General features: G+C 41.0%; 21 protein-coding genes. 16 read left to right on the top strand and 5 right to left on the bottom strand.

Annotation, left to right across the window (positions count from 1 at the left end; translation table 11 throughout):
- The first annotated feature begins 18 nt into the window (after positions 1-18).
- Genes HUJ22_RS05520 through HUJ22_RS05505 form a run of 4 tightly spaced genes read left to right on the top strand, consistent with a single transcriptional unit; the run spans position 19 to position 4072 of the window.
- Positions 19-612: a phospholipid-binding protein MlaC gene (locus HUJ22_RS05520; protein WP_290875044.1), complete on the top strand. Its 594-nt coding sequence runs from the start codon at positions 19-21 to the stop codon at positions 610-612.
- A gap of 44 nt (positions 613-656) precedes the next feature.
- A complete protein-coding gene (locus tag HUJ22_RS05515) occupies positions 657-1691 on the top strand; it encodes a hypothetical protein (RefSeq protein WP_290875042.1) in 1035 nt (344 codons plus the stop codon).
- Complete coding sequence (locus HUJ22_RS05510; protein ID WP_290875040.1) at positions 1681-2616, top strand: hypothetical protein; 936 nt, start codon at positions 1681-1683, stop codon at positions 2614-2616. The genes HUJ22_RS05515 and HUJ22_RS05510 overlap by 11 nt, the downstream gene beginning before the upstream one ends.
- Positions 2594-4072 (top strand): capsule assembly Wzi family protein, encoded by a 1479-nt coding sequence (locus HUJ22_RS05505; RefSeq protein WP_290875038.1) that lies wholly within the window; start codon positions 2594-2596, stop codon positions 4070-4072. The genes HUJ22_RS05510 and HUJ22_RS05505 overlap by 23 nt, the downstream gene beginning before the upstream one ends.
- 2 nt (positions 4073-4074) lie before the next feature.
- Here the strand turns inward: HUJ22_RS05505 and HUJ22_RS05500 are convergent, their stop codons facing one another.
- The gene (locus tag HUJ22_RS05500) at positions 4075-4917 is read right to left on the bottom strand and encodes a sulfotransferase (RefSeq protein ID WP_290875036.1); all 843 of its coding nucleotides are present in this window, start codon (positions 4915-4917) and stop codon (positions 4075-4077) included.
- Between the two features lie 12 nt (positions 4918-4929).
- The gene (locus tag HUJ22_RS05495; protein WP_290875034.1) at positions 4930-5724 is read right to left on the bottom strand and encodes a glycosyltransferase family 2 protein; all 795 of its coding nucleotides are present in this window, start codon (positions 5722-5724) and stop codon (positions 4930-4932) included.
- Between the two features lie 220 nt (positions 5725-5944).
- Between HUJ22_RS05495 and HUJ22_RS05490 the strand changes: the two genes are divergently transcribed.
- The 4 genes from HUJ22_RS05490 (at position 5945) to HUJ22_RS05475 (ending at position 9978) form a co-directional block, all read left to right on the top strand.
- A complete protein-coding gene (locus tag HUJ22_RS05490; protein ID WP_290875032.1) occupies positions 5945-6592 on the top strand; it encodes a DUF3047 domain-containing protein in 648 nt (215 codons plus the stop codon).
- Positions 6593-6840: 248 nt separating this feature from the next.
- Entirely contained in the window at positions 6841-8016 is a 1176-nt protein-coding gene (locus HUJ22_RS05485) for a CDP-glycerol glycerophosphotransferase family protein (protein ID WP_290875030.1), read from the top strand.
- Positions 8017-8051: 35 nt separating this feature from the next.
- Positions 8052-9053 carry a sulfotransferase gene (locus HUJ22_RS05480; protein WP_290875028.1) on the top strand — a complete coding sequence of 334 codons (1002 nt, stop codon included), beginning with the start codon at positions 8052-8054 and terminating at the stop codon, positions 9051-9053.
- A gap of 28 nt (positions 9054-9081) precedes the next feature.
- A complete protein-coding gene (locus tag HUJ22_RS05475; RefSeq protein WP_290875026.1) occupies positions 9082-9978 on the top strand; it encodes a sulfotransferase in 897 nt (298 codons plus the stop codon).
- A 16-nt stretch (positions 9979-9994) separates the two neighbouring features.
- Here HUJ22_RS05475 and HUJ22_RS05470 read toward each other — a convergent pair whose 3' ends face one another.
- On the bottom strand, positions 9995-11431 hold the full coding sequence (locus HUJ22_RS05470; RefSeq protein ID WP_290875025.1) for a lipopolysaccharide biosynthesis protein: 1437 nt from the start codon (positions 11429-11431) through the stop codon (positions 9995-9997).
- A gap of 200 nt (positions 11432-11631) precedes the next feature.
- Here HUJ22_RS05470 and HUJ22_RS05465 point away from each other — a divergent pair, with 200 nt between their 5' ends.
- Together HUJ22_RS05465 and HUJ22_RS05460 are read left to right on the top strand one after the other, a co-directional pair.
- Positions 11632-12951, top strand: coding sequence for an inositol-3-phosphate synthase (locus tag HUJ22_RS05465; RefSeq protein ID WP_290875023.1), 1320 nt, complete (start codon positions 11632-11634; stop codon positions 12949-12951).
- 8 nt (positions 12952-12959) lie between these two features.
- Complete coding sequence (locus tag HUJ22_RS05460) at positions 12960-13709, top strand: NTP transferase domain-containing protein (RefSeq protein WP_290875021.1); 750 nt, start codon at positions 12960-12962, stop codon at positions 13707-13709.
- 51 nt (positions 13710-13760) lie between these two features.
- Here the strand turns inward: HUJ22_RS05460 and HUJ22_RS05455 are convergent, their stop codons facing one another.
- Positions 13761-14810 carry a hypothetical protein gene (locus HUJ22_RS05455; protein WP_290875019.1) on the bottom strand — a complete coding sequence of 350 codons (1050 nt, stop codon included), beginning with the start codon at positions 14808-14810 and terminating at the stop codon, positions 13761-13763.
- Positions 14811-15359: 549 nt separating this feature from the next.
- Here HUJ22_RS05455 and HUJ22_RS05450 point away from each other — a divergent pair.
- The 4 genes from HUJ22_RS05450 to HUJ22_RS05435 all read left to right on the top strand — a co-directional run bounded on the left by HUJ22_RS05450 (position 15360) and on the right by HUJ22_RS05435 (position 21293).
- Positions 15360-17855 (top strand): MMPL family transporter, encoded by a 2496-nt coding sequence (locus HUJ22_RS05450; protein WP_290875017.1) that lies wholly within the window; start codon positions 15360-15362, stop codon positions 17853-17855.
- A gap of 131 nt (positions 17856-17986) precedes the next feature.
- Positions 17987-18490, top strand: coding sequence for a hypothetical protein (locus tag HUJ22_RS05445; RefSeq protein WP_290875015.1), 504 nt, complete (start codon positions 17987-17989; stop codon positions 18488-18490).
- Between the two features lie 159 nt (positions 18491-18649).
- Positions 18650-20488, top strand: coding sequence for a family 43 glycosylhydrolase (locus HUJ22_RS05440; protein ID WP_290875013.1), 1839 nt, complete (start codon positions 18650-18652; stop codon positions 20486-20488).
- Between the two features lie 205 nt (positions 20489-20693).
- Positions 20694-21293 (top strand): dihydrofolate reductase family protein, encoded by a 600-nt coding sequence (locus tag HUJ22_RS05435; RefSeq protein WP_290875011.1) that lies wholly within the window; start codon positions 20694-20696, stop codon positions 21291-21293.
- Positions 21294-21454: 161 nt separating this feature from the next.
- On the opposite strand, the gene HUJ22_RS05430 is transcribed toward HUJ22_RS05435, so the two are convergent.
- On the bottom strand, positions 21455-22456 hold the full coding sequence (locus HUJ22_RS05430) for a TIGR00341 family protein (RefSeq protein ID WP_290875009.1): 1002 nt from the start codon (positions 22454-22456) through the stop codon (positions 21455-21457).
- Positions 22457-22757: 301 nt separating this feature from the next.
- On the opposite strand from HUJ22_RS05430, the gene HUJ22_RS05425 reads away from it, so the two are divergent.
- Positions 22758-23678, top strand: a complete 921-nt coding sequence (locus HUJ22_RS05425; RefSeq protein ID WP_290875007.1) for a carbon-nitrogen hydrolase family protein — start codon at positions 22758-22760, stop codon at positions 23676-23678.
- A gap of 221 nt (positions 23679-23899) precedes the next feature.
- Positions 23900-25357, top strand: a complete 1458-nt coding sequence (locus HUJ22_RS05420; protein ID WP_290875005.1) for an ATP-binding protein — start codon at positions 23900-23902, stop codon at positions 25355-25357.
- Positions 25358-25362: the final 5 nt, after the last annotated feature.

The following is a 25362-nucleotide window of genomic DNA, read 5'->3' as shown; positions in this document are numbered from 1 at the left end:
TTATTAACAAACTTAATTATGAAATTATTTAGAATTACATCTCTTTTATTATTAATTACCTTTTTTAGCTTAAACCAAGGTTTAGCTCAGCAGACAGACGAGGAAATTCGATCAATGTTGGAACAACGCGATGAGCAAATTAAAGAGTTGATGGGACCGGAAGGTACAGAGTATTCTGAAGGGCAGAGGGCCGAACTCAAAGAAATTATAAATGGCATTATTGATTTTGAAGCCATGGCTAAAGAGGCTTTGGACGTTACTTATGATACCATACCCTCCGCAGAAAGAACCGAGTTTGTAGATTTATTTTCTACCATTGTTCGAGACCAATCTTTAAATAAGCTGGACATCTATCGTGCCAAAATAACCTACCGTCTGATAGAAACAGAAGGAGATCAGGCAAGAGTGGAAACCCTTGCAGAATTGGATAATATTCGTACCCCTGTAAACTATGAAATGGAATTCAAAAACGGTGAATGGGTTATAGTGGATATGGAAATTGATGATGTTTCTACAGCTTCATCTTATCACCGTCAGTTTCAGCGTATTATCAATCAAAAAGGGTTTGATGCCTTGCTGGAAAGCTTGAGAAAAAGAGCAGCAAGGGAATAAACTTATTATATTTTTTAAGGATACTTTTAACCTAAAAGGAAACCGTGCTTACTTCTGTTAAAAACGAAAAACTTGGGAAAGAAGGGTACGTATATGTAAGTTACGGCCACCCTAAATATCTGAAGCATGTCATCGCTTCAGTTGAAACTTTGCGGCGGTATGATACCGAACGCCCGGTAGCAATTGTTTGTACCAAAAAGCATCAAAGTCTGATTAAAAAAAATAACCTTTCCGGTTTTTTTGATTTGATTTATGAATTGCCGGAAGAACATGCTTCCATTGTCGGGTTTAAACATAATTTCTATAACTACCTGTTTTACGAAAATAACCTCTTTCTGGATAGTGATATTATTTGGTGTAAAAACCCTGATTCCCTCTGGCAGTCTTTAAAACCTTTTGATTTTACAGTAACAGGTAATCTTGCTGCAGATAATTTTTTTGGTGCTCCCAAAAGTATCGGTGTAGCAAAAGATATGATACTGGGTCGCCGCAGAAAAACTTTAAACCGATTTGGCCTTACTTATCTCAGCCGGGCTCAAACAGGAATTATGTATGCCTCTGATTATGCTCTGACCAAAAAAACCTGTGAACTGGCAAAAGATATGCTGAACCGTAAAGCCGAAACTCATTTTCAAAGCCGAAAAAAAGAGAAAGGCCGTACAGAAGAATCGTGCGAATGGAGTCTTGCAATGGCCATGGCAAAATTAAAAATACCGGTTTATCCCTGGCTTCAGGGACACAACAGCCCACAACTGGACTTTATAAGCATGCTTACTGATCATGATGAAGAGTTTGAATATGTGAGCTGTAAGTACTATTCCCACCGTTTTGTGTATTCCCTTAGAGGATTAAAAAGTGATCTTATAAAGAAAATCCTGATTGGATTTTTTTCAATTTTTCCGGGAAACGGGGATTTTATGATTGTTACTCCTTTTTGTCTTCACTTCGGATGGTACCACGAGAAGCAGCCTTTTTTAGAATTTTCGGAACGGATTTGGGAGAGAAGTCTGACCGAAGCTAACAGTCGGCAAGACGGTAAAACTTCTTCATTGGGGGAATCTCCATCAAATGAAGTTTAGCGGGAAATGGATAGACATAGTAAAGAAATCAGTCCGGTTTCTTATCCAGTTCTCAATCATTGGCTATTTACTGTATCAATTATATGAAATTGGCCTTTCGGAGATTTTAGACTCTCTGCCCCGCATCCCTCTGTTCTATTTCTTGTATTTTGTAATTTATTTTTCACTTCCTCTGGCAGAGGTTTTTATTTATAAAATTAAATGGCCCATTTCTTTTAAAGATTCTTTGCCGGTTTTTATCCAAAAGAAAGTATTGAACACAGACGTGGTGGGTTATTCAGGGGAAGTTTATCTTTATTTGTGGGCCAAAAAGTATTTTGGTGTCCCGGCAAAAGAGATTTTTATTTTTATCAAAGATAATAATGTACTTTCGTCTCTGGCCTCCGGCATCGTTACTATATTTTTACTGATCTTTTTTATATCTAAAGGATATATTAACATTTCAGATTATATCGGTGAAATTAACCGCTTGGGGTGGCTGCTAATCATTGTTGGGGTACTTGTTGCAGGGGGGTTGGTGTATCGATTTCGGAAGGCAATTATATCTCTTAATAAATCAGATAGCCTGAAGATTTTTTCACTGCACGCCGGAAGAATTATTTTTATAAATGTAATACAGATTTTGCAGTGGCATGTAGCGCGCCCCGATATAGCAATCCCGGTTTGGTTCACTTTCTCTGCCGTACAAATATTGGCTTCGCGAATACCGTTTCTGCCAAGTACAGATGCTTTATTTGTGACTGTGGCACTTGAAATGTCCGGCATGGTTTCAGTGCCAAAAGAAGCTTTGGTAGGGATTTTAACAGCAAATCTTATACTAAAGCGAATTTTAAATGTAGTTTCATATCTTATATCACGTTTTTTTGCAAAGAAAAATGAATTAACACCTACAGAGGAAGAAATTGATTTTAATAAACATACTTAGGAAAGCATTCCTGTTACTTGTTATTGTAGCTTTTACCCCCTTACAGCTTTGGGCTCAGGAGGATACCCAAAAACCTACTGTAGATTTAAAAACCGGAGCAACTTTTTTCATGAATCCACAAGGATTAGACCAGGATCTTCCTTTTTGGATGCATGCAAACAATGACGGCCGAATCGACCAAAACTCGGCTAATGCTTTACATTATGTTGAAGGCTATTCGCAAATTTTTAAAAACTCGGTTTTTGAGGTGGAAGCCGGGGCAAGTTTTGTGTCGAGGGATTATGCAGATACCCAGGTATCATATTTTGATAAAGCCTACTTAAAACTTCATATCTATGATTTTAAATTTATGGCAGGACGGTATATTGACCCGCTGGCGGAAAAAGAAGAGGAACTATCTACGGGGTCATTTATGTACAGCCGGAATGCTACTCCCATCCCAAAAATAGCTTTTTCTACGGATGGTTTTGCAGAGGTGCCCGGAACCAATGGTATTATTAGATACAATGGGTTATTTGCTCATGGTTGGCTTGAGAATGACCGTTATGTGCAAAATGCCTATCTCCATGAAAAATATTTTTACCTGAGTATTAAATACGATTTTTTTGATGCCGTAGGAGGAATAGTCCATAATGTTCAGTGGGCAGGGGAAAGCCAAAGTCTGGGGGCGTTACCTGAAGGATGGCAGACCTATTGGGAAGTAATAACAGCTACCGGTTCAAGTGATGCTGATGCTCCGGGAGGAGAGAGGTCAAATGCGGTAGGTAACGCTGTAGCAGCTTATGATTTCAGCCTTGGACTCTTTTTCGACCGGTTTGATTTGCGGGCCTATCGCCTGTTTTATCTTGAAGACAAAGTTTCCACGCAATTCCGAAGTCCGTGGGATGGTATTTGGGGGTTGACAATCAAGCCGAAGAATATTCAACTGGTGAAAAATATTACATGGGAACACGTAAATACCAAACGACAAGATTCTTTCGATTTTGAACCCCGTGGGTCAGCCAGTTATTATAATAATTTTTTATATCGATCAGGATGGACGTATCAGGGAAGAGTTATCGGGAATCCTATGATTACCACAGATGGAACCATTAACCGGCCGATTTATAACAACATTATTGTTGCTCATCATTTGGGTTTATCCGGCGAGCTTTTATCAAATCTTGATTACAAATTTTTGTACACCTTTTCCAGGAATTATGGGACATGGGAAGATCAGATAATTCAGAGACTGCCACAGGAACAATGCGGAGCTGTAAAAGGGCAAATCTGTGCCGAATTACGTCCGCTAAGTAATGTAAAACAATTAAACCATTCGTTCCTGATGGAGCTGCGTTCGGTACTGCCGCAAAACGAAAGGTTTAGTTACGGCCTGACGCTCTCCTCGGATTTGGGAGAATTCTATGGAAATCGTTTTGGTGTCGGCTTTAACTTTGAATACCAACTGTTGAAGTAGATTTATTTAAATTGATTGATATCTATCCGACGATAATCAAAGTTAAGTAAGCTTTTTTGGATTGTCTGCCGCACATTTTTGGGCAGACCGGCGAATTTATCTGTAGTGCTGATTTCCTTTCTGGTGTTTTTAGCTTTCCAGGCTTCATCTTGATTGATTAATGAGGCTGCAACATTATGATATTGCTCGGTCATATTTTTTTCATAATGAATGCCAATTTCATCACAGAGATAATTAAGCACAGCTTCTGTCTCATCTACCAGGTTCTCATAGCGAATGTGAATATTCCGGTTCTTTCCGATATATTTTTCAGATAGTTGAATACTACGGTTCCACCAAAACACCGATTTTTTAACAGACCTTTTTCCGGCCCAGTCTCCGGGATGATTGGCGGTTGCCTCACTCAAGCTGGCCACCACATCTTCTCCATTCCTGATAAGGTGAATAAAACAGGCAGAAGGGTCAGCTTGGTGGAGAAAGTCTATGAAATGAAGATGTCGGGGAGTTTTTTCGAGCAGAAAACTTTCATGGCCGCTTCGGTATGCTTCTCCGATCTTATCTAATTGGGGTAATAAATACTTAACCCATTGTTTAGTTCTGAAAATCGGTATTTGTTGTTGAGGCTCAATTATTGAATCTACCCCGAAATCATGAAGAATCCGGTTTACCGTTTCATAATGTTTCTTACGATAAACAGTAAAAGCCTGAACCAAAGGATTAATTGAAACAGTTCTGGAGAAGAGATGCGTTTCCGGAAATGAAACGATATGAGAATGGGAAGCCAACAGGCTTTGCAGCAGGGTGGTTCCGGAACGCGGGCATCCAACAATAAATATCTTATTCATGATTCAGGGGCTTTAGAAAAGATCCAATTTCTTAGATTCTTCCATGTATTGCTGAAACGCATCTTCGGCTTTGGAATGTAACTGAAACCGGGGATGGCCAAACAGATCCCCCTTTATTTTCGCATGCCAAATGTATTGAATCAGGGCAATAGGGGAATTACGAATTCGGCGTTTAAAGTGGTCTTGTTCCCAGGTATTATTTCCATGGTAAGCTCTTAGGAATAGATAGTTGTATGCATGATCTAATTTATGATATCGCAGTTTCATCCACTCTTCAAGGTATACGGTATCTTCGGAACGGCGGGTTTCAGGATAGCGAATGGTATTACTTCTGCGGTGCATAATACTGCCGGGAATGCCATCGGGAAGTATTCCCACATAGGGATGATTCATGAATTCATCTGTATCCAGATGCATGAGGGCAGAAGCAAGGCAACAAGCATCGTAGCCGCTGTCTAAAATTTCGGCCTGAATTTTAATACGATCAGGATGATACCAATCATCATCATCCCATTGAACCAGGTAATCACCGGTTGCTTCTTCCAGGCTCCGATTCCTGAGTTTCCCCAAAACAAAATCCGGTTCTTTTTCCAGCTTCAAATACTTTACTTGTTCGCTTGGGATTTCTTTCAGGATAGGACTGTAATCCTCTTCACCGTCATCAACAATAACCAACTCTTTGTTTCCATAGGTTTGATTAAGAAAACATTGAACGGAACGCCTGGCTAAATTTCTTCGATTGGCAGTTACCATAAGGCAGCTGACTTTTGGTAAAGTTGGTTGATCTCTAAGGCTTGCTTCAGGCATTTAAAAACAGGGGATTAATGGAATATTTTAGCAGAAAATACCGTTAAATTACGAGAGGTGTAAATCTCGATTATAAAATATTAGATACTTATATCCTTTCACTTATCATTTTATGAATTCATCATTATTGAGATTAGTTTTTCTTCTTTCTTTTGTTTTATGTTTTACAACTGCTTATACACAAATTAAGCAAGATGAAGTTAGTGAGCCGTTCGAAAAAATGCCTGACGGCAGTTGGCTTGTTGAGGATTTTGAACAAGACACCGTTGGCCAGCTGCCGTTAAGATGGTACAACAGAGATGTAGAACGCAAAGCCAATCACCCGGAAGAAGCAAAGCTTTTTGATTATACCATTGAAGAAGAAAATGGGAATAAGTACCTGCATTATGAGGATACCAATGCCCGACACCTGAATATCCCACTTTTGAAACGAGAAGGACTCAATATTCGCGAAACTCCAATTTTATCATGGAAATGGAGAGTGGATAAAATTCCGGAGGGCGGCAATGAAGACAAAGGTCCAAATGATGTGGCTGCGAGTATTTATGTTGTATTCGACATGGGAAGAGTGGCACTGTTTAAGAAAGTTCCCAAAAGTATCCGTTACACATGGAGCAGTACGCTTCCCAAAGGCACTGAATTGTCTAAATTTTTTGGAAATCAAAAAATTATAGTGGTGGAATCGGGGGAAGATGAAATGGGAAAATGGATTCGGTTTGAGCGTAATATTGTAGAAGATTATAAACGAATGTTTGGAGACAAGCCCCCAAAAAGGCCAATGGCCATATTAATTTTGAGTGACGCTGATAAAACCAAATCAACGGCAGTTGCCGGTTATGATGATATCATGCTAAAGCCTGCCAAGTGAGCTTTGCTAACACAGGAACCATTTTGCAGAGCTGTATTTTTTTGTGTTTTTGAAAAGATGTTGAAAAATTCAGAATAAAATTAGCATAAGCACTGATTATCTGAATTGGATTCCTATAGATTAAATTTCGACATTCTGCTATTACTTATGAGTTTAGCTAATCGAACTATTGTTATCTAAATGGTTTTAGGTGACAGCTCTATTTCTTACATTTATTTTTTTCAGGCACTATAATTTAAGGGCATTTTATGAAAATACTGATCTACGCCACTACTTTTGGCGCAGACTTGTTGAGCTTTACTAAATATTTAATAGAAGAGACGGATTCTGAAGTAAAAGTGTTATTGGAAGACGTCGAGAAATTTAAGGCTGAGGGCATTTTTGATTTTTGGGATTTGGATGTTGAATTGCACAGCACCAATAATATAACTTTGTTGAGGGGTATTAAAGGGTTCGATCCGGATTTAACGATAATGGATAACAACATACCGTTGCGCAAACTCAGCCCCAAGGCGTTAATTTTATGGCATGGATATGGCTGGAAAGGCCCAAATGATGAAGTTGAGTTTAAGTGGATTCATCGGAATATCCGTCTTACCTGGGGAAATATGAAAGAGCCCAATCCAAATATAAAATGGCAGTGTTTTGGCCCCATTGATTTTGAACATCGGTCAAAAGTCAGTGGATTCCACCCGGATAATTGTCTCACTCTTGGGTCGGCTAGCCACGATTATCTGCAGAGAGAAGTGCCAAAAGAAGATTTACAGCCATATTATCCTTTTGACGTGGTAAATAAAAAAACGGTATTAATTGCTCCAACCTGGCACTATGGAGAGGTGTTTTCGCACTGGGGGGATGAAGATGAACTGTTTAACGCCCTTCTTTCGGAGCTTGAGGAGCGTGATGTAAATGTGATTTTGCGCCTGCATGATTCGTATCGATTTGAACATCATTACCTCGAGTTTTTGCAAAACCTGGAGACGAAATACAGTAATGTGCTGCTGAAGTTTAAAGACCATCACCCTGATAATTTTTTGGATTTACAGGTTTCGGATTTGCTGGTGACTAATTTTAGCAGCATAGCCAATTTATTTTACGCCACAAAGCGTCCCACAGTACATGTGTATCCGGTTAAAAGTAAGGATGAATCATTTATGTGGTTAAATAAAACTTTGTTCGGAATCCGTAAGAAAAAAGTGGATTCTATCAGGTTCATCTGGAAATATCCTCCGGAAGATAACGGGGGGATGATGGCACGGGATTTTGATACCATGTTAGATCAAATTATTACCGGCCTTGAGAACCCCGAGTGTTGTAAAGAGGCCGCTCAGGAATACTTAGATAAGCATATGCTTTCTGCAGACGGCAAAAACTGTGAACGAATCTGGCAAGCGATAAATAAACTTGTGGAAAGCGAAGGTTAACTTCCTGTCAACAAATCAAACTAAATGCTTAACTCTTGAGTACTGAGATCACTTCAAAAGACATCAGAGATACAAAAAGCCGCATATTCTTTATCGTGGGCACCAGCCGGTCCGGCTCTACGCTTTTGCAAAGTATGTTGAGCGTGCATAGTGATGTTGTAGTTCCCCCTGAAACCCATTTTTTCCATTTTGTCAATTCTATTCAAAAAAAATACCGGAAAGCTGTTGAAAAGAGAGATTTTAGCAGAATGCTGATTGATTTCTGGTACGATCATAAAACCCGAATACGGGATTTAGGGTTTTCGAAAGAGCAAGTTCTTGAATTGGCGGAGAGGGAGAAAATAACGGATCCGGTGGGATTGTTTAATCTTCAACTCACAATGTATCGAAAAGAACGAGAGAAGGAGATTATAGGAGAAAAAACCCCACGTCATATTTTGAACACCGATGAGATTTTAGAGGCTTATCCGGAAGCTAAAATCATTTCGATGTTTCGGGACCCGAGAGCGGCGGCCAATTCTGAGATTAAAGCACGCTTCGGGTCACCATCTGTAATTGTGACCACCAGAAGATGGCGGAGCTATGTTGAGAAACATGAGCGACTCAAAGCGGGATTACCTGAAAATCAGTATATGATGCTTCGATACTCGGACCTGATCGAAGATACAGAAGGGGTGCTTAATAAAATTTGCTCGTTTCTCGGAGTCAGTTTTGAGAAACAAATGCTGGAATATTATAAAAGGGACGAAGAAGGATTTGCAAAAGGGGAGAAGTCATGGAAAAAAGGAACGTTGAAACCTATTCAGAAAGATAAAAATGAAGAATGGAAATTTGCATTGAAGAAATGGCAAGTTAGTTTAATTGAAGATATCGCAGGAGAGTATTTGAATAAGATGGGTTATCAATCAAAAGGAGATTCGCTTCCTTTTATAAAAAAATTGTTCTATCAATGCGTAGATTTCAGCAAGTCAATTTGGGCCACACTCAGTAATGAAAGAGATGAAGGTTATAAAGACTCAAAAACATTTAAATTTTAATTAAAATAGTTAGTTAGGAAAAAATAATATGGCGGTATTCAATAAAATCGGTGAGCAAATAACGGCTCTTTCCGATGCACTTGGTTTTGAAAGAAGAGACTTACGCGCAGATATTGGAGTACCTTGGGATTATGTTAAAAGCAAAGTGCTGAATACTCATTTCAAATGGGATTATGATGAGATTGAACGGTATTGTATGTTTATAGGCTACCCCCGAAGCGGACACACCCTGGTTGGTTCATTACTGGATGCTCATCCCGATGTAGTGATATCTCATGAGCTGGATGCCCTTCGGTTTTTGAGGGCAGGTTTTAGCCGGGAACAGATTTTTAGCCTGATTTTACATCAGGATAAAGTATTCACCGGTAAAGGACGCGAATGGACCGGCTATGACTATGCCCTGGAAGGGCTGTGGCAAGGCCGTTACCGAAGACTGAGGGTGATTGGAGATAAAAAAGGAGGGGGTTCTTCCCGACATCTACAAGCCAGGCCCGATATCATTGATAAGCTGCGTGAGAAGGTGCAAGTGCCTATAAAACTGATACACATTGTGCGCCATCCATTGGATAATATCGCAACCCATAAGCGAAAATATTCGGTAAAGCCTAATCTTCAGGAAGCCATTGACGATTATTTTAAGCGAGTGGAAGCTAATGCCAGATTGAAGGGTGAGGTAGCAGAAGATGAATGGTGTGAATTGACGCACGAAGAATTTATAGATAATCCAAAAGAATCTTTGACCACCTTGATAAACTTTTTGGAAGTGGAGCCTTATGATGATTACATCGAAGCGGCGGCCGAAAAAGTTTTTAAATCACCTTCAAACAGCAGGAATAAAATCGAGTGGACGCAGGAGATGATTGATCAGGTGGCTGAAAGAAGTCAAAAATATGATTTCCTGAAGGATTACGAATTCAAAGTTTAAATCTTGAATACTTAGATTATTTTCGGATAGCCTGAATCGCGTCTTTTTCCTTAAACCAAATAACTACGGCAGTAACACTGAATACAAAAAGTGAGGCCAATGCCACGCTTAAGACATTTGCTTCCCCCATGGTATAAGTGATGGCATAACGAACGGCATAGGCAAAGCCGGCCAGAGGAATTAAAGTTGCAAAGGCAGCAATACTTTTAAATGCAAAGGTCCATACGTTGGTTTCGGTAAGTTTTGCTCCGAAATAGATGATTACAATGGAAGCTAAAGGATAAATGGTAAGCCATACCAAAGCTACAGCCATCATACTGTACTGGGCAGTAATGAGGAACCCGACGGGCAGCAACAGGGCATTTGCCGACATATAGTAAAAGATAAACTTTGCTTTTCCTTTGGCATTGATGAGCTTAGGCAATAAGGTGACCAAGCACTGGAAAATACCAACGGCTACAAAAATTCGTATATAGGGAACCGCATCCATCCATTTTTCATAACCGACTAACGGTAAAAACCAATCAATATAGGTTCCAATAATTACCATAACGGTTCCCACCAATAGCATACTGGCTCTCGACATTGTAAAGAAGTAGTTTCTAAGCCTGGGATTGTCGAACTGAAGTTTGGCAAAAGCCGGGTAGGCGACCCGATTTATTACATTAGCCAACTCTTTCACGGTATCAAAAACAAGACGGTATGCAAAGGAATAGATACCGACGAGTTCCATAGAAAAGAATTTTCCTATAATCAGGTAGTCGGCATTCATATAGAATTTTTGAAAGAAGTTGGAGCCGGTAGTATATAAACCAAACTCAATAAGGTGCTTCACCTGCTTATAGCTGTATTGGAAACGGGGGAAATAGGGCTTGTAAAGCATACTAAAAGCCATTTGGCCTATTTTATTGGCCAGTTCTGCTAAGATGATAGCCCACGCGCCCCATCCGGCATAAGCAAGATAAATCATCAATGCTGCCGAAGAAGCCAACGCCACATTATCACTAATGGCGAGTTTCTTGAATTCAAGATCTCTCATCAGCAGCTTACTTGATATCATATAAAAGCTAAAGGCGATGATCGCAATCATATATACCCGAATCATGGAGGAGAGGACCGGGGTGTCATAAAAATTGGCTACAAAAGGAGCGGTAAGGTAAATCAGGGCATATACCACAACAGAAAGCAAGAAACTGGTCCAGAAAAGAGAATCAACCTGGATGCGACCAATTCTTTTTTCCTGAATAAGGGCAGTTCCCAGGCCAAGCTCAGTCAATGCTTTTGTGGTACTAAAAAAAGCGAGCGCAAGAGCTGCAATTCCAAATTGCTCTTCAGATATAACTTTCAGGGTGTAGAAAAGAGCCCCGGCATTGAGTAATCGTGCAGTAACAGAGGCTGCACCACTATAAAGCACCGATGAGGCCACTCTTCTGGCAAAAGAATTTTCACTCATAGCTGTGGAAAATCATCGGATTAGCTTCTTTCATTGATTCAATTTAGGCGAGTGCAAATATAGGAGAACTTCAGAGGAATAGAAATGAAAGGATCAATACCTTATTATCAGATTGTTACATAATTAATAATTAAATGCTAACATAACTTAGGCAAGTTAATTATCTTTGCGCAGCAAAAATCTTCACTAAAAAGTTTCGAATGTCTACAAAGAGTAAAAATGCAGCAGCAGATGGCAAACTATTAGTTTTAACACCGGGCATGGGTGCGGTAGGAACCACCTTTATTGCCGGAGTTGAGTCTATCAGAAAGGGGCTTTCAAAGCCAATTGGCTCATTAACTCAAATGCAAACCATTCGTTTGGGGGCACGCTCAGAAAACAGAAGCCCGCTTATAAAAGACTTCCTTCCGTTAGCTGATCTTGATGATCTTACTTTTGGCGGGTGGGATGTAAAACCTGATAACGTATATGATGCATGCGTTCATGCACAAGTGCTTAAGCCTCAGGACATTGATCCTATTGCTGATTTTTTGAAAGAAATCAAACCTATGTCGGCTGCTTTTGAACAAAAGTATGTGAAGAAGTTGAATGGCCCTAATGTGAAAGAATTTAAAACAAAGAAAGATCTTGCTGAGCAACTGAGAGCAGACATTCGTAATAAGATGAAAGAAACCGGATCATCCCGGGCAGTTATGGTTTGGTGCGGTTCCACCGAGGTATATCAATCGCCGGCGAAGTGCCATATGTCAATAGAGGCTTTTGAAAAGGGACTTGAAAACAATGATGAAGCTATTGCCCCGTCTCAGCTTTATGCCTACGCTGCCATCATGGAAGGCGTACCCTATGCAAACGGCGCTCCAAACCTTTCTGCTGATTTTCCGGCGTTAATTGAGTTGGCCGAAGAGAAAGGAGTGCCTATTGCGGGTAAGGATTTCAAAACCGGGCAGACATTGATGAAGACCATTTTAGCACCCGGATTCAAAACAAGAATGCTGGGCATTCGCGGATGGTTCTCTACCAATATTTTAGGAAACCGTGACGGTGAAGTATTGGATGACCCCGAAAGTTTCAAATCGAAGGAAGTTACTAAGTCCGGTGTTTTGGATACCATCCTTCAACCTGAAACTTACAAGGATTTATATCAGGACTTATATCACAAAGTACGCATCAACTATTACCCGCCCCGGGGGGATGAAAAAGAAGGATGGGATAATATCGATATCTTTGGATGGATGGGATACCCCATGCAGATTAAGGTAGATTTCCTTTGCCGTGATTCCATTTTGGCTGCTCCCATTGTACTTGATCTGGCACTCTTCCTGGACTTAGCCAAGCGCAGGGGTAACGGTGGTATACAAGAGTGGCTGAGTTTTTATTTCAAGAGCCCTCAGGTTGAAGACGGTCATGTTCAAGAGCATGATATTTTTATCCAACACTTTCGCCTTAAAAATACGCTGCGTGTTATGGGTGGAGAAGAGCCGGTGACGCATCTTTCCGAGAATTACGACAGTTATCAATAAGTTATTTTATGGCAAGCAGTCACTTAAACAGTACAGGAGTTATCTTAGCAGCTGGATTCGGTTCACGCCTGGCCGGAACAGATACCGATACTGACCTTAAACCACTCACATCTGTTAATGGTACGCCACTTATCTATCGAACCATTCGCAGCCTGAAAATAGCCGGCTGCAGTAAGGTGGTGATTGTTCTTGGTTTTGGTTTTGAAGAAATAAAGAAGGATATCCTGGATTCTTATACCGGTGACCTCCCCATTGAATTTGCTCATAATGAACACTTTGATTTGAGTAACGGCATCTCTGTTTTGGCTGCGGAACCTTTTATTGAAGGAAATTTTATTCTCACTATGGCAGATCATATTCTTTCTGATGCAATGATGAAACTGGCTCAAAAGCACGTTCCTGAGCCTGATGGTGCTACGTTATTGGTAGATTATAAGGTGGAAAATATTTTTGATATGGAAGATGCCACCAAAGTGTACTCGGAAAATGGGAAGATCAAATCAATCGGGAAGGAGATAAACGATTATAACTGTATAGATACCGGTGTTTTTGTCTGTACAAAAAGTTTGTTGGTTGAAATCCGGCGAGTTTTTGAAAAAAAAGGGGACGCTTCTTTATCTGATGGGGTGCAAGCACTTGCTTTAAAAGGAAAAATGAATACACTAAATATCGGAGATGCTTTTTGGCAAGACGTTGACACACCGGAAATGCTTGATCATGCCGAGCAAATGCTAAGCTCGGAAGTATCTAAAGTTTAGCACGTTTTATAGGAAATGGTTCAATATAAGAGTTAAACCCTTAGAATATGATTAGTCTGTAACCAGGTAATAAAAATATCCGGGTTGCTCATCGTTAATTTGAACGGTACCATTCATTTCTATAAGCTCTCCTCCCAATGCTTTTTTAGCAAAAAACTTTTTAATGCCACCCAGTTCGTCGAGTAAGGAATAAGTATTAAAATGCTTGTCAACCTTTATGTTAAGAGCATCGGTTTGGTAGGGTTTAATCACCACCTCTTTATCTAGGTGATGAACTTTATTATCTCGGGTGATCCGGTTAATTGAGGACGGAGTAAGCATATATTCGAGTCCGTTTTTATAGCCAACCCCGTAGCCGATAGGGTAATCGGATCCCGAATTTCTCAATATCAGAAAATGAATATACATTCCATTTTCATCGTCACCGGTTTTAATGCGATAGCTCCGGTCAATGAGTTTAGTCGATAAATTATTTTGGTAAATATGGTCCATGTAGCCCACTCCTTTAACCTTCAAGGTATCCCCATTAATGGCTACCATTCCTTTAACTTTTGCTTGAGGCATAAGTATAGATATACCAATCTCATGGTTTCCTACTTTATAAACACCGTCACCAATTGTTTTCCCCTGGGCAATATCAAAGAAAGTAAGATCTAAATCGTATTGAACCCCGTCTTTGGTATTATGAAAAAAGAGCCTGTGTTTGTTGTTAAAATTACCTTTTGCGTAATAAGGCCGTTCCGGGTGGGGGCGCATGTAATTACTGTCCGGTTCGTTAATGAAAGTTTCAGGACTATATTCTTTGTTTACCACATAGGTTTTACCATCGGTCCAGGAAACAGACAGTTTCACGCCGGTAGCACGGCTTTTGAAGGAACCGAAATCATTAATCGAGAATGTATAAATTAACTGGACACCATTATCCAGGTTTATGTGATAGGTCCAGAGCTCATTGTAAAACTTAGAAGACAAGTTTTTAGCGCGGAAATCTTCGGAATTTGTATCCCGAAAAGGACCGCTGGGGGAAGAAATACTTTGAGCCTGAATGCCGGCTGACATTAATAGAAAGGCGATCAGGATTTTAATAATTGTTGTATTCATTAAATAATAAAATAATTTTGTCAAATGGGAGCTAAGTTAAAGCAGCTTACACACATGGTTTTATTTTGAATTATTGCAAATGGGGTATATTGTTTGTTTTAAATAATTAAAAAGCCTTGCCGGAATTAACTGATCGGGGAAGGAAGTCAGGCATTTCGAAAATTTTTATTTAGAACTGTTTTTTAAAGCAAATATAACTCATAACACTAAATCCGAGCTATTGTTGTTTGAAAATTCATCTCAAAAAAATTAATACACATAGATTAAAGGATGAGTTCAAATAATAATATTTTCAATGAAACTGAAATTTTAAAAATCTGATTCAAACTTAATCGAAAATACATTAGTTTTGAAAGAATTGATTCTACAGCAGCGTAGAGTTGTAGGATTATTTTCAGAGTATATGAATGTTTTGTTCGTGAAAATAATTTCCTTATTTAGATTCCGTTTACAAATGACAAATTCATTATTTTTTAAGTGCTTTACCCACGGCTTCAAAACAAAATTTACTATTTCATTATCATAATTTTATAAGAATTTCTTAACTGCATGGCACATCTTTTAAGGCTGTTAAAGCCTGTCCTCAATTTTAATTATTCACATCCATTCTGGGTAGTTTTTGTTTGTATTTCTCTCGCCGTGTTAAGTGGTATTTATGCCCTTCAGCTGCGGGTAGACACGGATATTGCAAATCTTCTTCCGGAAGATAATCCAAATGTGATGGCCCTGGATAAGCTGAATGAAACCGTTGGGGGAGAGACTGAAATGCAGGTAGTAATCAGTTCCCCGAGCTTTGAAGCCAACAAGGTATTTGCGGAAGACCTGATTGAAAAAACCCTGGAGCTCTACTATCCACGCCATGATGACTATTATTTTGATAGGGCCGAGTTCCGCCGCGAAACCGAATTCACTCAAAACAATGCTTTGTATTTAGCCAGTGAATCGGAGCTGAATGACGTTATCAGCTGGCTTGAGGATGAAATTGAACAAGCTAAAGAAGAAGCCAATCCTTTTTATTTTGATTTAGGAGACGATGAAGAAGAGGAAGATAACAGGGCCGAGAATTTTGAAGAAAGTTATAATACCCTGGTTCCATCCGAATATCCGGTAAATGCAGACAGCACCATCATGGTGGTTAAATTTTTCCCCACCGGGTCCAAAAGCGACATCAAGTATCTTGAAGATATGTTTAAAGATTATGATGAGCTGTTGGCCTCTTTAAATCCGGCGGCTTATCATCCTGAAATGGAGGTTCGTTTCGGCGGACGGTTAAAGCGTCATCTGGAAGAATTGACCTCCATTATGAATGATGTTTTAGGGAGTTTTGCTACAGGTATCAGCAGTGTGATTTTATTGGTCATGTTCTACTTCTTTATTAAGAAGTACCTGCATTATCGTAAAGGCACGGGCGGTCGCGGCAAATATTCGGTGTGGTCACATATTTTAAGAATGCCCGTGCCCGTACTTGTTATCGGGTTACCGTTGCTGATAAGTTTGGCATGGACTTTCGGCATTACCTATTTCTACCTGGGAATGCTGAACACAATGACATCGGTACTGTTTGTGATTTTATTCGGTTTGGGTATTGATTACGGCATCCACTTTTATGCGCGATATATTGAGTTGCGCTCCACCGGCCTGAGCGTACAAGCAGCAATTGTGCAAACCAATGAGAAAACAGGCGAGGCTATTGTGGTTTCAGCATTTACTACCGCTGCAGCTCTTTATATCCTGATGTTTGCTGACTTTCGCGGGTTTTCAGAGTTTGGCTTTATTTCCGGAACCGGCATTTTACTTGCCCTCTTCGGAATGTTGTACATCCTCCCGGCGCTGCTGGTTATTTTTGATGAACGACTGAATTGGATCCTGATCAGTGACAAAGAAAAGAAAGAATATGACGGAGTGCACCGCTATCCCTTTGCACGAACTATAGTCACGGTAGGATTGGTAGCCTCTGCTTTTGTAGTGGGATTCAGCGGGAACCTGAGCTTCCAATACGACTTCGGAGAGTTGGAACCTAAATTTCCTGAGTATGAAGAATTCCGGTCGTTTGCCCGGCAGGTTGAAGATTCCAACAAGCGAAATCCCGCCTATATTGTAGCCGAGACCAACGAGCAGGTGGAAGAAATAGCCAATATCCTGAAAGAACGTGCCCGCGTGGATACGGTTTCTCCGACCATCGAAAGTGTAGAAACCCTGCAAGAGCGATTTCCGACTACGGAGGCCGAAGAGAAGGAAAAGCTTCAGAAGATAGCTCAAGTTCGAGAATTGCTGCAGGATCCGTTTTTGGTAGATCGCGAAGATGAAGAGCTTGACAAACTGCGCCGTGCCTCTCAAACCACCGAACCTGTTTCACTCGACCAAATACCGGACTACCTGAAATCCCGGTTTATAACCAAAGACGGGGAAGTGGGGCGATTTGTGATTATTTACCCGTCAGTAGGACTCTCAGACGGCCGGCAATCCATTGCTTTTAAAGATGATGTAAGTGTAGTTACCCTGGATAGCGGAACTGAGTTCTATGCTTCCAGTACCTCCATTGTGGCCGCTTCCATGCTGGATTTAATGCGGACTGAAAGCCCCTATATGGTTGCTGCTACCTTCATTTTTATTTACTTCTTTATGCTGTTTTCTTTTCGTTCGTTTCGCTGGTCTATGATTGCCATGCTGCCGTTGCTGGTGGGGTTACTCTGGCTGTTCGGGATCATGATGATCTTTGGACTGCAATTCAACTTCTACAACCTGGTGGTGTTACCGGCTATTCTGGGGATAGGAGAGGACAGTGGTGTTCACCTGGCTCACCGCTACCGTGATGAGGGCAGGAACAGTATGTGGCAGGTTCTCTCGAGTACTGGGCAGCATATCACCATGGGGTCTGTGACTACCATGCTGGGTTTTGCGGGATTACTCTTCACCAATCATCCGGGCTTGCAATCTATCGGAGTCATGGCCGTTATTGGCATTGGGATGACCCTGCTTACCTCCATCACCTTTTTGCCCGCCCTCATTCAATGGCTGGAAGATAAAGACTGGATCCGGTTTTAAGAGCTATTCTTTTCCCTAAACAATTGATTTTTCTTTTTAGAGAGAAATTCTGCACTTTCTTGAGTGGATGTTATCTGAACACCTAATGCGAACGGCCGTTTGGATAATACTATATTAGACCGCTTAAAATCATGCTACGAAAGCTTCTGTTGATTTGTTTATTTTTTGCAGTTTTAATAACTGGATGCAAAAAGTCTGGAAATACACTTGATTATCCTTCACCGCCTCGCCATAGTTTACACGCTGAAGGAGAGCTACAGCTTCACCGCGAAGTTTCTTGGGTAGATTCATCCGATAAACTTAAAACTAAGATATGGGTGGTAAATACCGGCTCCGAAACCGCAGTAATTGAAACCGGACCATGTGCTTTTAATGTTATGGCGTACACCACTTCGGAAGAGGATCGAAAGCTGGTTTGGTACAATAAAATGCCAGAGAACTATATCTGTCCGGATGAGTTGATTACCTATAGTATCTCCCCAAATGATACCATGCAGTTCAATGATCAACTTTATATAAGTGGGAATAATTGGCATTGGAGTGTTCCGCATGGCAAATGGAAGTTTGTAATAGAAGCCAAAACAGAGGAAGGAAAACCCATCACTGTTCATGCAAATACTGTAACAATTAACTGATCACATAAAACTATCTACGGGAGGGCCGTCATGTCACTTTACTTACCTGCCATTTAGTACCCCATATGCCTTTATGTTCCTTGACAGTCTGAGAGTTTAAGGGCAATAGTTGAAATAAATCCGGAGAATCAGTTAGTTATAAAAAATCAGGAGATGCTCATGAATAAAATATTCCTCTTCTTTTTATTAACGAACCTGTTTTTTTTGCAAAGCTGTTCGCCTGAACAACAGGGAATGGATAACCCGGTAACGGAGGCCGGTCATGTTAAAAGCTACGAAACGTATTGTAATCCCATTGATATAGATTATTCCTACATGTCGCACTATCGTGCGCGGAGCAATGTTTCATATCGTTCCGGTGCTGATCCGGCGGTTGTCAATTATCAAGGCAAATATTATCTCTTCGTGACCCGCTCTCACGGTTATTGGGTGTCTGACGATATGAGTAACTGGCAGTTTATTGATCCGCAAAGCTGGTATTTTAAGGGCTCAAATGCCCCGGCGGCTGCCGTTTACACAGACAAGATCATCGCGTACGGTGATCCTTCGGGCCGGGGCCCCGTCATCGAAACGGATAATCCCGGGCTGGGCGACTGGCAAACAAACTATGCCGTACTTAATCCGCCGGGAGGTATTCAAGATCCTGACCTGTTTGTGGACGATGATGGGCGTGTTTATCTCTATGAGGAATCCTCCAACCTATGGCCGATTCGCGGGGTAGAACTGGATCCGGATAATTATTTTGTCCCCATGGGTGAACAGACAGATCTTTTCAATCTGAAGCCGGAAGAACATGGGTGGGAGAGGTTTGGGCAGGACCATCGCTCAGATTTAAAACCTTACATTGAAGGCCCCTGGATGATGAAACACAACGACACGTATTACCTGGAGTATGGTGCTCCGGGGACGCAATGGAACGTGTATGCCGATGGGGTTTACACCAGTGAAAATCCTTTGGGCCCGTTCACCTACGCTCCCTACAACCCGATTTCATATAAACCGGGAGGCTTTCTCAAGGGCAGTGGCCATGGCAGCACCGTCCGAGACAATAGGGGCAACTATTGGCATTATGCCACCATGGCTATCTCGGTCAACTATAAATTTGAACGCCGCATCGGTATGTATCCGGCCGGATTTGAAGATGACGGACAAATGTGGGTGAATACCGCTTACGGTGATTATCCGCATTATTTACCCGAATCCGATGTAGATAATCATAAAGAGCGTTTTACCGGCTGGATGCTACTCTCGTACCAAAAACCGGTTTCCACAAATTCTCCCCCGGTGGATGGCACCATCAATGTTGTGGATGAAAGTGAAAGCGGCTACATGCAGGAACAGATCGTCGATTTTGATATTGGAAAGATCAATGATGAAGAAATCCGGTCCTATTGGGTATCGGCTGCCAATCATGACTCCATTTACTTTCAGGTGGATTTGGAAGAGGTCATGGATGTCCATGCACTACAGATTAATTTTCAGGATTATAACAGTAAAATTTTCGGACGCCCCGATACCTTGAGACAGCAATTTGTGATTCAGACATCTACGGATGGTGAAGAGTGGCAAACGGCAGCCGATTTTTCTGAGAATACAAAAGACATGCCCCATGCCTATATTGAGTTGGAAGAGCCGGTCGAGGCTCGATATATTCGTTACGATCATGAATATCTGACGAATGAACATCTGGCAGTTTCAGAATTCCGGGTTTTTGGGAAAGGAAAGGGGGAAAAACCGGTTACCCCCGGTAATTTTACGGTCAATAGAATGGATGACGCTCGAAATGCCATGCTTAGCTGGGAAGCGGTACCCGACGCTACCGGCTATGTGATCTATTGGGGGATTGAGGAAGAAAGCCTGAATCTATCGGCCATGATATATGGCGAAACCGGTTATGAACTTAGGGCCCTTAATACAGGCCAGGGGTATTATTACCAGGTGGAAGCTTTTAATGAAAATGGCATATCAGAAAAAAGTGAAATAGTTTTTACAGAATAGAAAGGATCTAAGGTGAAATGATCGAGTGGTAATTTTGAGAACCGCAGCTTATACGCAGGGTCTTTATATAACCCGAATTATGTTCAATAAGAATTTTACGTCCTAAATGCCCTGTGATAATGTCGCATTTCCACCGTGTGGAGGATTTATTTAGTCAATATACTCGGATATCAGAGATATCTTATTAAACAAAACGGTATAAATTATGAGGAAGATAACCGTCATATCAATGATTTCATTAGATGGAGTAATGCAAGCACCGGGCGGGCCGGAGGAAGATCCATCAGCCGGTTTCGAGCATGGCGGTTGGGTTGCGCCCTATGGAGACGAAGTGTACGATAAGATCCTGGAAAAAGAGATGAAACCTGCAGATTATCTTTTGGGCCGAAAAACATTTGAGATATGGGCCGATTACTGGCCAGAACATGCGGACATGTGGCCGGGGATTAATGACGGTACCAAATATGTCATGTCCAGGACCTTGGAAAAGTCAGATTGGAAAAACTCGGTGTTCCTCAAAAGTGTGGCCGAAATTAAAGACCTCAAAAATTCAGAAGGTTCTGATATTCAAGTATGGGGTAGTGGTGAGCTCATTCAGTTACTGCTACAGCATGATTTAGTGGACGTACTCCGCCTCAAAATTCATCCGTTGACTCTTGGTTACGGAAAGAAGTTGTTTGATAATGGCACGGTTCCGGCAGCTTTTACATTAACAGAGAGTTCTGTTACCCCAAGCGGGGTGATTATCGCCAATTACAAGCGAGACGGAAAAGTAAAGACAGGCACGGCCGAACCTAAACGTTAATCACGTTTCCAACAACCCGGCCCAATTATTCTTTGCCTGATCTTGATTCCACTATCACCACGGGTTGAAGCTGCGTGGCTATGTGTTGATAACACTCCGGGATTTTTTTTCCTCTTACCTAAGTTGCTCTACTAACCTCTTATTGCGATCATTTCATCTCATCATAAAAACTCAAAATAGATAATAACAGAGAGTAGAATTAAAAGACTAACCCAGATATAAATAGCCCAACGGCTTAATTCTTCTCCTTCTCTTTGTTCAGTAAAACTGTGGGGCTTAATTCCCTGAAGTAAAAATGTAAGTACTCCTGCCAGGTTTATACAGATTATGTAGGTCACCGTTAATAATCCTGCACCATAAGCAAGTCCATACATCCCGCTTCCCAATAGCAACCCGGTAGTTACCATCGGCGGAAGTAATGCTACAGCTACCATAACCCCAATCACTGCGGCAGAAATCCCCCTGGTAAACGATAAACACCCCGCTACTCCGGCTGCAAGTCCCAAGGCTATGTCTGCATAACTCACAACGGTCCGGGAACTGATTTCTGAGACCTCCGGATTAATATCAATGACGAGCCCCATTAGAAAAGAAAGGCCTAAACCCAGTAAAAACCCATATAAAATTGATTTCAGAGATCTTTTAAGGAGTGCTTTATCTCCAAGTGTGGTTGCCAGGGCCAGCCCTACATTTGGCCCCAAAATAGGTGCAATCACCATGGCACCAATCACCATAGCTGCATTATCCCGGATTAAACCGTTTGCTGCCACCACGCAGGACAAGGCAATTAACACAAGATATACCCAGGAAAAATCAACAACCTTTTTTATCTCTTCGTACAGTTCTTCCCTCGAAATTCGGTGCACCCGTTCATCGTCTTTTTCTTTCTCAGTTGTTTTGTCTTCATTTTCCTCATCCTTTCTTGATGGAAGTGTAGCTGATATGGGGAGAAGGACTATTCTATAATCTTCTTCTCCCGTAAATTTTGTTTCAAGATCTCCCAGAATTTTTTCTGTGAGCTCTACATCAGCCAAAAGATTGATGACCGTTTTATCTCCTTCAGATTTATCAATCCAGGAATCAAGAATATCATCCTCATTAATGAGGCTTTTAAGATCATTAAATCCCTTTGGCGGTAAAATTTTTATAAGTCGTAAAGCCATCTGTATAATTATATTATTTAGTCCAATAATAATAACATATAAAACCTTGTCATTGAAACAATAAATAGTGCCGATGTACTTCGGCTGCAATCAACTTGCCCCGGCAGTGAGATCACTCATAACCCCGTTCTAATTGAGGGCACTGAGAAACGATATTATTCCTAATAACACACCGGTCTGAAGAACCTTTTTCTATTAGGATGTCAGGTTCAAATTCTCCATTATATCCTCATCTTTACGTTTATTCCTCCGTTATAGTTGGCATAAAAGATCGGTTATAATCATCATTAGAGGTGAAAATATGATCCAAAATATAAAAGTGGCTGCGGCACAGCTTACGCCCATATTCCTAAATAAGGGAAAAACAGTAGAAAAAGCATGTAATGCCATCTCAGAGGCCGGCAAAAAGGGAGCGAAATTGGTTGTGTTTCCCGAAGCATTTATTTCAGGATACCCGGATTGGGTTTGGCTGATCCCAAACAGCAAAGGTGCTGATTTGAATGAATTGTACGTGAAGCTGGTGGAAAATGCAGTGTCCATTCCCGAAGTAACTACCGATAAGCTCTGTAAGGCCGCTAAATCGGCCGGTATCAATGTGGTGATGGGCCTGCATGAACGGAATTCTGAAACGAGCGGTGCCAGCTTATTCAACAGCCTGCTATTTATCAGTGATAAAGGGAAGATTATAGGAAAACACCGAAAGCTTATTCCCACGGGAGGGGAGCGACTGGTGTGGTCGCAGGGGGCAGGAGACAGCTTGCGTTCTTATGACACTTCAGCCGGAACGATAGCCGGCCTTATTTGCTGGGAGAATTTTATGCCTTTAGCCAGGAATGCCATTTATGAAAGCGGAACCCAGATATTAGCTTCCCCGACATGGGATAAAAGCCCCAATTGGCTGCAAACCATGCAGCACGTAGCAAGAGAAGGCGGACTATTTGTGATCAGCACCTGCATGGCGCTGAAAATGGAGGATATACCGGATGAATACGAATTTAAAAAGCTGTACCCGGAAGGCAGAGAATGGATCAATACGGGCAACAGCTGTATTGTAGCACCTAACGGACAATTGCTGGCAGGCCCTCTGGAAGCTGAGGAAGGTATTTTATACGCCGATATCAATCTTCAGGATATCTTAGCGGCTAAGCGAATGTTTGACGTGGTGGGTCATTATGCAAGGCCGGATGTTTTCGAGTTTAGAGTAAAAAATAGAGGCAAGTGATAATAATACCGTAAAGCGTCGGTATAGAATGATTTCTGGTTGCCGATTTCGAAATGATCCTTTTCCGTGGTACATTTTAGAACAATTTCAGCATTGGCCTGATGGTTGCTTTAAGGTCGGGTCTTGAGCTTCTTAATAAATTGGATCGTAGGATATAGGATAGTATCCATTTGAATTTATTTAAGGGCGAAATGTTGAAGGGCCTCAAAGATTGGTTAATTATGACTGATTATTTAAAATCCATATTGAATGCTTTTCACGACTTGCTCTTTGTATTCACTGCGGATGGGATAATAGAAGATTATATAGCTACGAATCACGAGGATGAATTAATTCTGCCTAAGGAAGCTTTTTTAGGAAAAAGCTATAAAGAAGTATTGCCGCCTCATGTAACTAAAAAGCTAGATGAGGCTTTTCACAAATTAGATCAAGGTCAAAAACAATATAATTTTGACTATAGCATTGAGACTAAGGGGAAAATTCAATGGTATAATGCGGTGTTATCAAAGTTTGAGAACGGAGATGCTCCTCGATATTTAGGAGCCGTAAGAAATATAACAGATCGAAAAAACCATGAATTGCTTCTTCGAAGCGTCCTAAATACCTCTCCGGGAGGAATTATGGTGTTTGATGCGGTAAGGGATTCTGAGGATATCATTATTGATTTTGAAATTACCCAAATTAATAAATCAGCGGAAATTTTAACCGGTGCATCGGAGAAAGAGCTTGTTGGGCAGAGGATAACTTCGGCAGTTGCTGATAGGGCTAAAGAAAAAATATTGAATCAATTTAAAACCGTAGTGCTTGAAGGTTCTCCTGTAGAGTTTCAATATCAGCACATTAATGAGCAGGGGGAGGTATTCTGGTATCACAGCAAAGTTGTGAAATATCGAGATGGGGTAGTTAGTACCTTCATGGATATCACAGAACAGAAACAAACGGAAAATAAGCTTGCCGAGAAAAATAAAGAACTACAAGAATTGAACAGGCAAAAAGACAAACTCTTTTCTGTAATATCCCACGATCTCAGAAATGCCGTTGCCGGTGCCCGGGGTGTTTATGATATGATCTTCGAGGACTTTGAGGGTCTCTCTAAAGAAGAAGTTTTTGAATACCTGAAATTAGTGAAGAAACGAACAGAGAATACTCATGAATTATTGGAGGATCTGCTCGCTTGGTCAAAAAATCAATTCCAGGAAGTAACCACGGATCTTGAAAATTTATCTCTTTCCGATCTTACGGATTCCGTATTCAATGTTATAAGATCAAATGCTGAGTCCAAAGAAATCGAGCTGGAAAATCAAGTTCCTGATACCATTTACGTACATGCAGATGCAAACATGGTGAAAACGATCCTGAGAAATCTTATTGTAAATGGTATTAAGTTTTCTCAATCCGGGAGTAAAGTTGTTGTTCAGGCAAAGAAAACAAGTGAGGAGGTAGAAATATCGGTGATTGATGAGGGAGTGGGAATTGAAGAGGATGCACTGAAAAAAATATTAAATAAAAAAAGTACATACACGACTCCCGGGACTGAGGGAGAAAAAGGTTCCGGTCTTGGGTTAGATCTGTGTATTGATTTTGCAGAAATGCACGGGGGAACGATTTGGGTAAATAGTGAGCCTGACAATGGAAGTGTTTTTACGTTTACACTACCCAAAAACAAGGAGAGTCAGTAAGGTGA

Origin of the sequence: Gracilimonas sp. (assembly GCF_014762685.1) — a bacterium.
In the GTDB taxonomy this organism is placed as follows: Bacteria; Bacteroidota; Rhodothermia; order Balneolales; family Balneolaceae; genus Gracilimonas.
This window is presented reverse-complemented; position numbering and strand designations above follow the sequence as displayed.

What these genes read in the sequence shown, in the direction of transcription:
- HUJ22_RS05520 (WP_290875044.1), top strand. Translation starts at nt 19, where the DNA reads ATGAAATTATTTAGAATTACATCTCTTTTATTATTAATTACCTTTTTT.
- HUJ22_RS05510 (WP_290875040.1), top strand. Translation starts at nt 1,681, where the DNA reads ATGAAGTTTAGCGGGAAATGGATAGACATAGTAAAGAAATCAGTCCGG.
- HUJ22_RS05500 (WP_290875036.1), bottom strand. Translation starts at nt 4,917, where the DNA reads ATGAATAAGATATTTATTGTTGGATGCCCGCGTTCCGGAACCACCCTG.
- HUJ22_RS05495 (WP_290875034.1), bottom strand. Translation starts at nt 5,724, where the DNA reads ATGCCTGAAGCAAGCCTTAGAGATCAACCAACTTTACCAAAAGTCAGC.
- HUJ22_RS05490 (WP_290875032.1), top strand. Translation starts at nt 5,945, where the DNA reads ATGCCTGACGGCAGTTGGCTTGTTGAGGATTTTGAACAAGACACCGTT.
- HUJ22_RS05485 (WP_290875030.1), top strand. Translation starts at nt 6,841, where the DNA reads ATGAAAATACTGATCTACGCCACTACTTTTGGCGCAGACTTGTTGAGC.
- HUJ22_RS05475 (WP_290875026.1), top strand. Translation starts at nt 9,082, where the DNA reads ATGGCGGTATTCAATAAAATCGGTGAGCAAATAACGGCTCTTTCCGAT.
- HUJ22_RS05470 (WP_290875025.1), bottom strand. Translation starts at nt 11,431, where the DNA reads ATGAGTGAAAATTCTTTTGCCAGAAGAGTGGCCTCATCGGTGCTTTAT.
- HUJ22_RS05465 (WP_290875023.1), top strand. Translation starts at nt 11,632, where the DNA reads ATGTCTACAAAGAGTAAAAATGCAGCAGCAGATGGCAAACTATTAGTT.
- HUJ22_RS05460 (WP_290875021.1), top strand. Translation starts at nt 12,960, where the DNA reads ATGGCAAGCAGTCACTTAAACAGTACAGGAGTTATCTTAGCAGCTGGA.
- HUJ22_RS05455 (WP_290875019.1), bottom strand. Translation starts at nt 14,810, where the DNA reads ATGAATACAACAATTATTAAAATCCTGATCGCCTTTCTATTAATGTCA.
- HUJ22_RS05450 (WP_290875017.1), top strand. Translation starts at nt 15,360, where the DNA reads ATGGCACATCTTTTAAGGCTGTTAAAGCCTGTCCTCAATTTTAATTAT.
- HUJ22_RS05445 (WP_290875015.1), top strand. Translation starts at nt 17,987, where the DNA reads ATGCTACGAAAGCTTCTGTTGATTTGTTTATTTTTTGCAGTTTTAATA.
- HUJ22_RS05440 (WP_290875013.1), top strand. Translation starts at nt 18,650, where the DNA reads ATGAATAAAATATTCCTCTTCTTTTTATTAACGAACCTGTTTTTTTTG.
- HUJ22_RS05435 (WP_290875011.1), top strand. Translation starts at nt 20,694, where the DNA reads ATGAGGAAGATAACCGTCATATCAATGATTTCATTAGATGGAGTAATG.
- HUJ22_RS05430 (WP_290875009.1), bottom strand. Translation starts at nt 22,456, where the DNA reads ATGGCTTTACGACTTATAAAAATTTTACCGCCAAAGGGATTTAATGAT.
- HUJ22_RS05425 (WP_290875007.1), top strand. Translation starts at nt 22,758, where the DNA reads ATGATCCAAAATATAAAAGTGGCTGCGGCACAGCTTACGCCCATATTC.
- HUJ22_RS05420 (WP_290875005.1), top strand. Translation starts at nt 23,900, where the DNA reads ATGACTGATTATTTAAAATCCATATTGAATGCTTTTCACGACTTGCTC.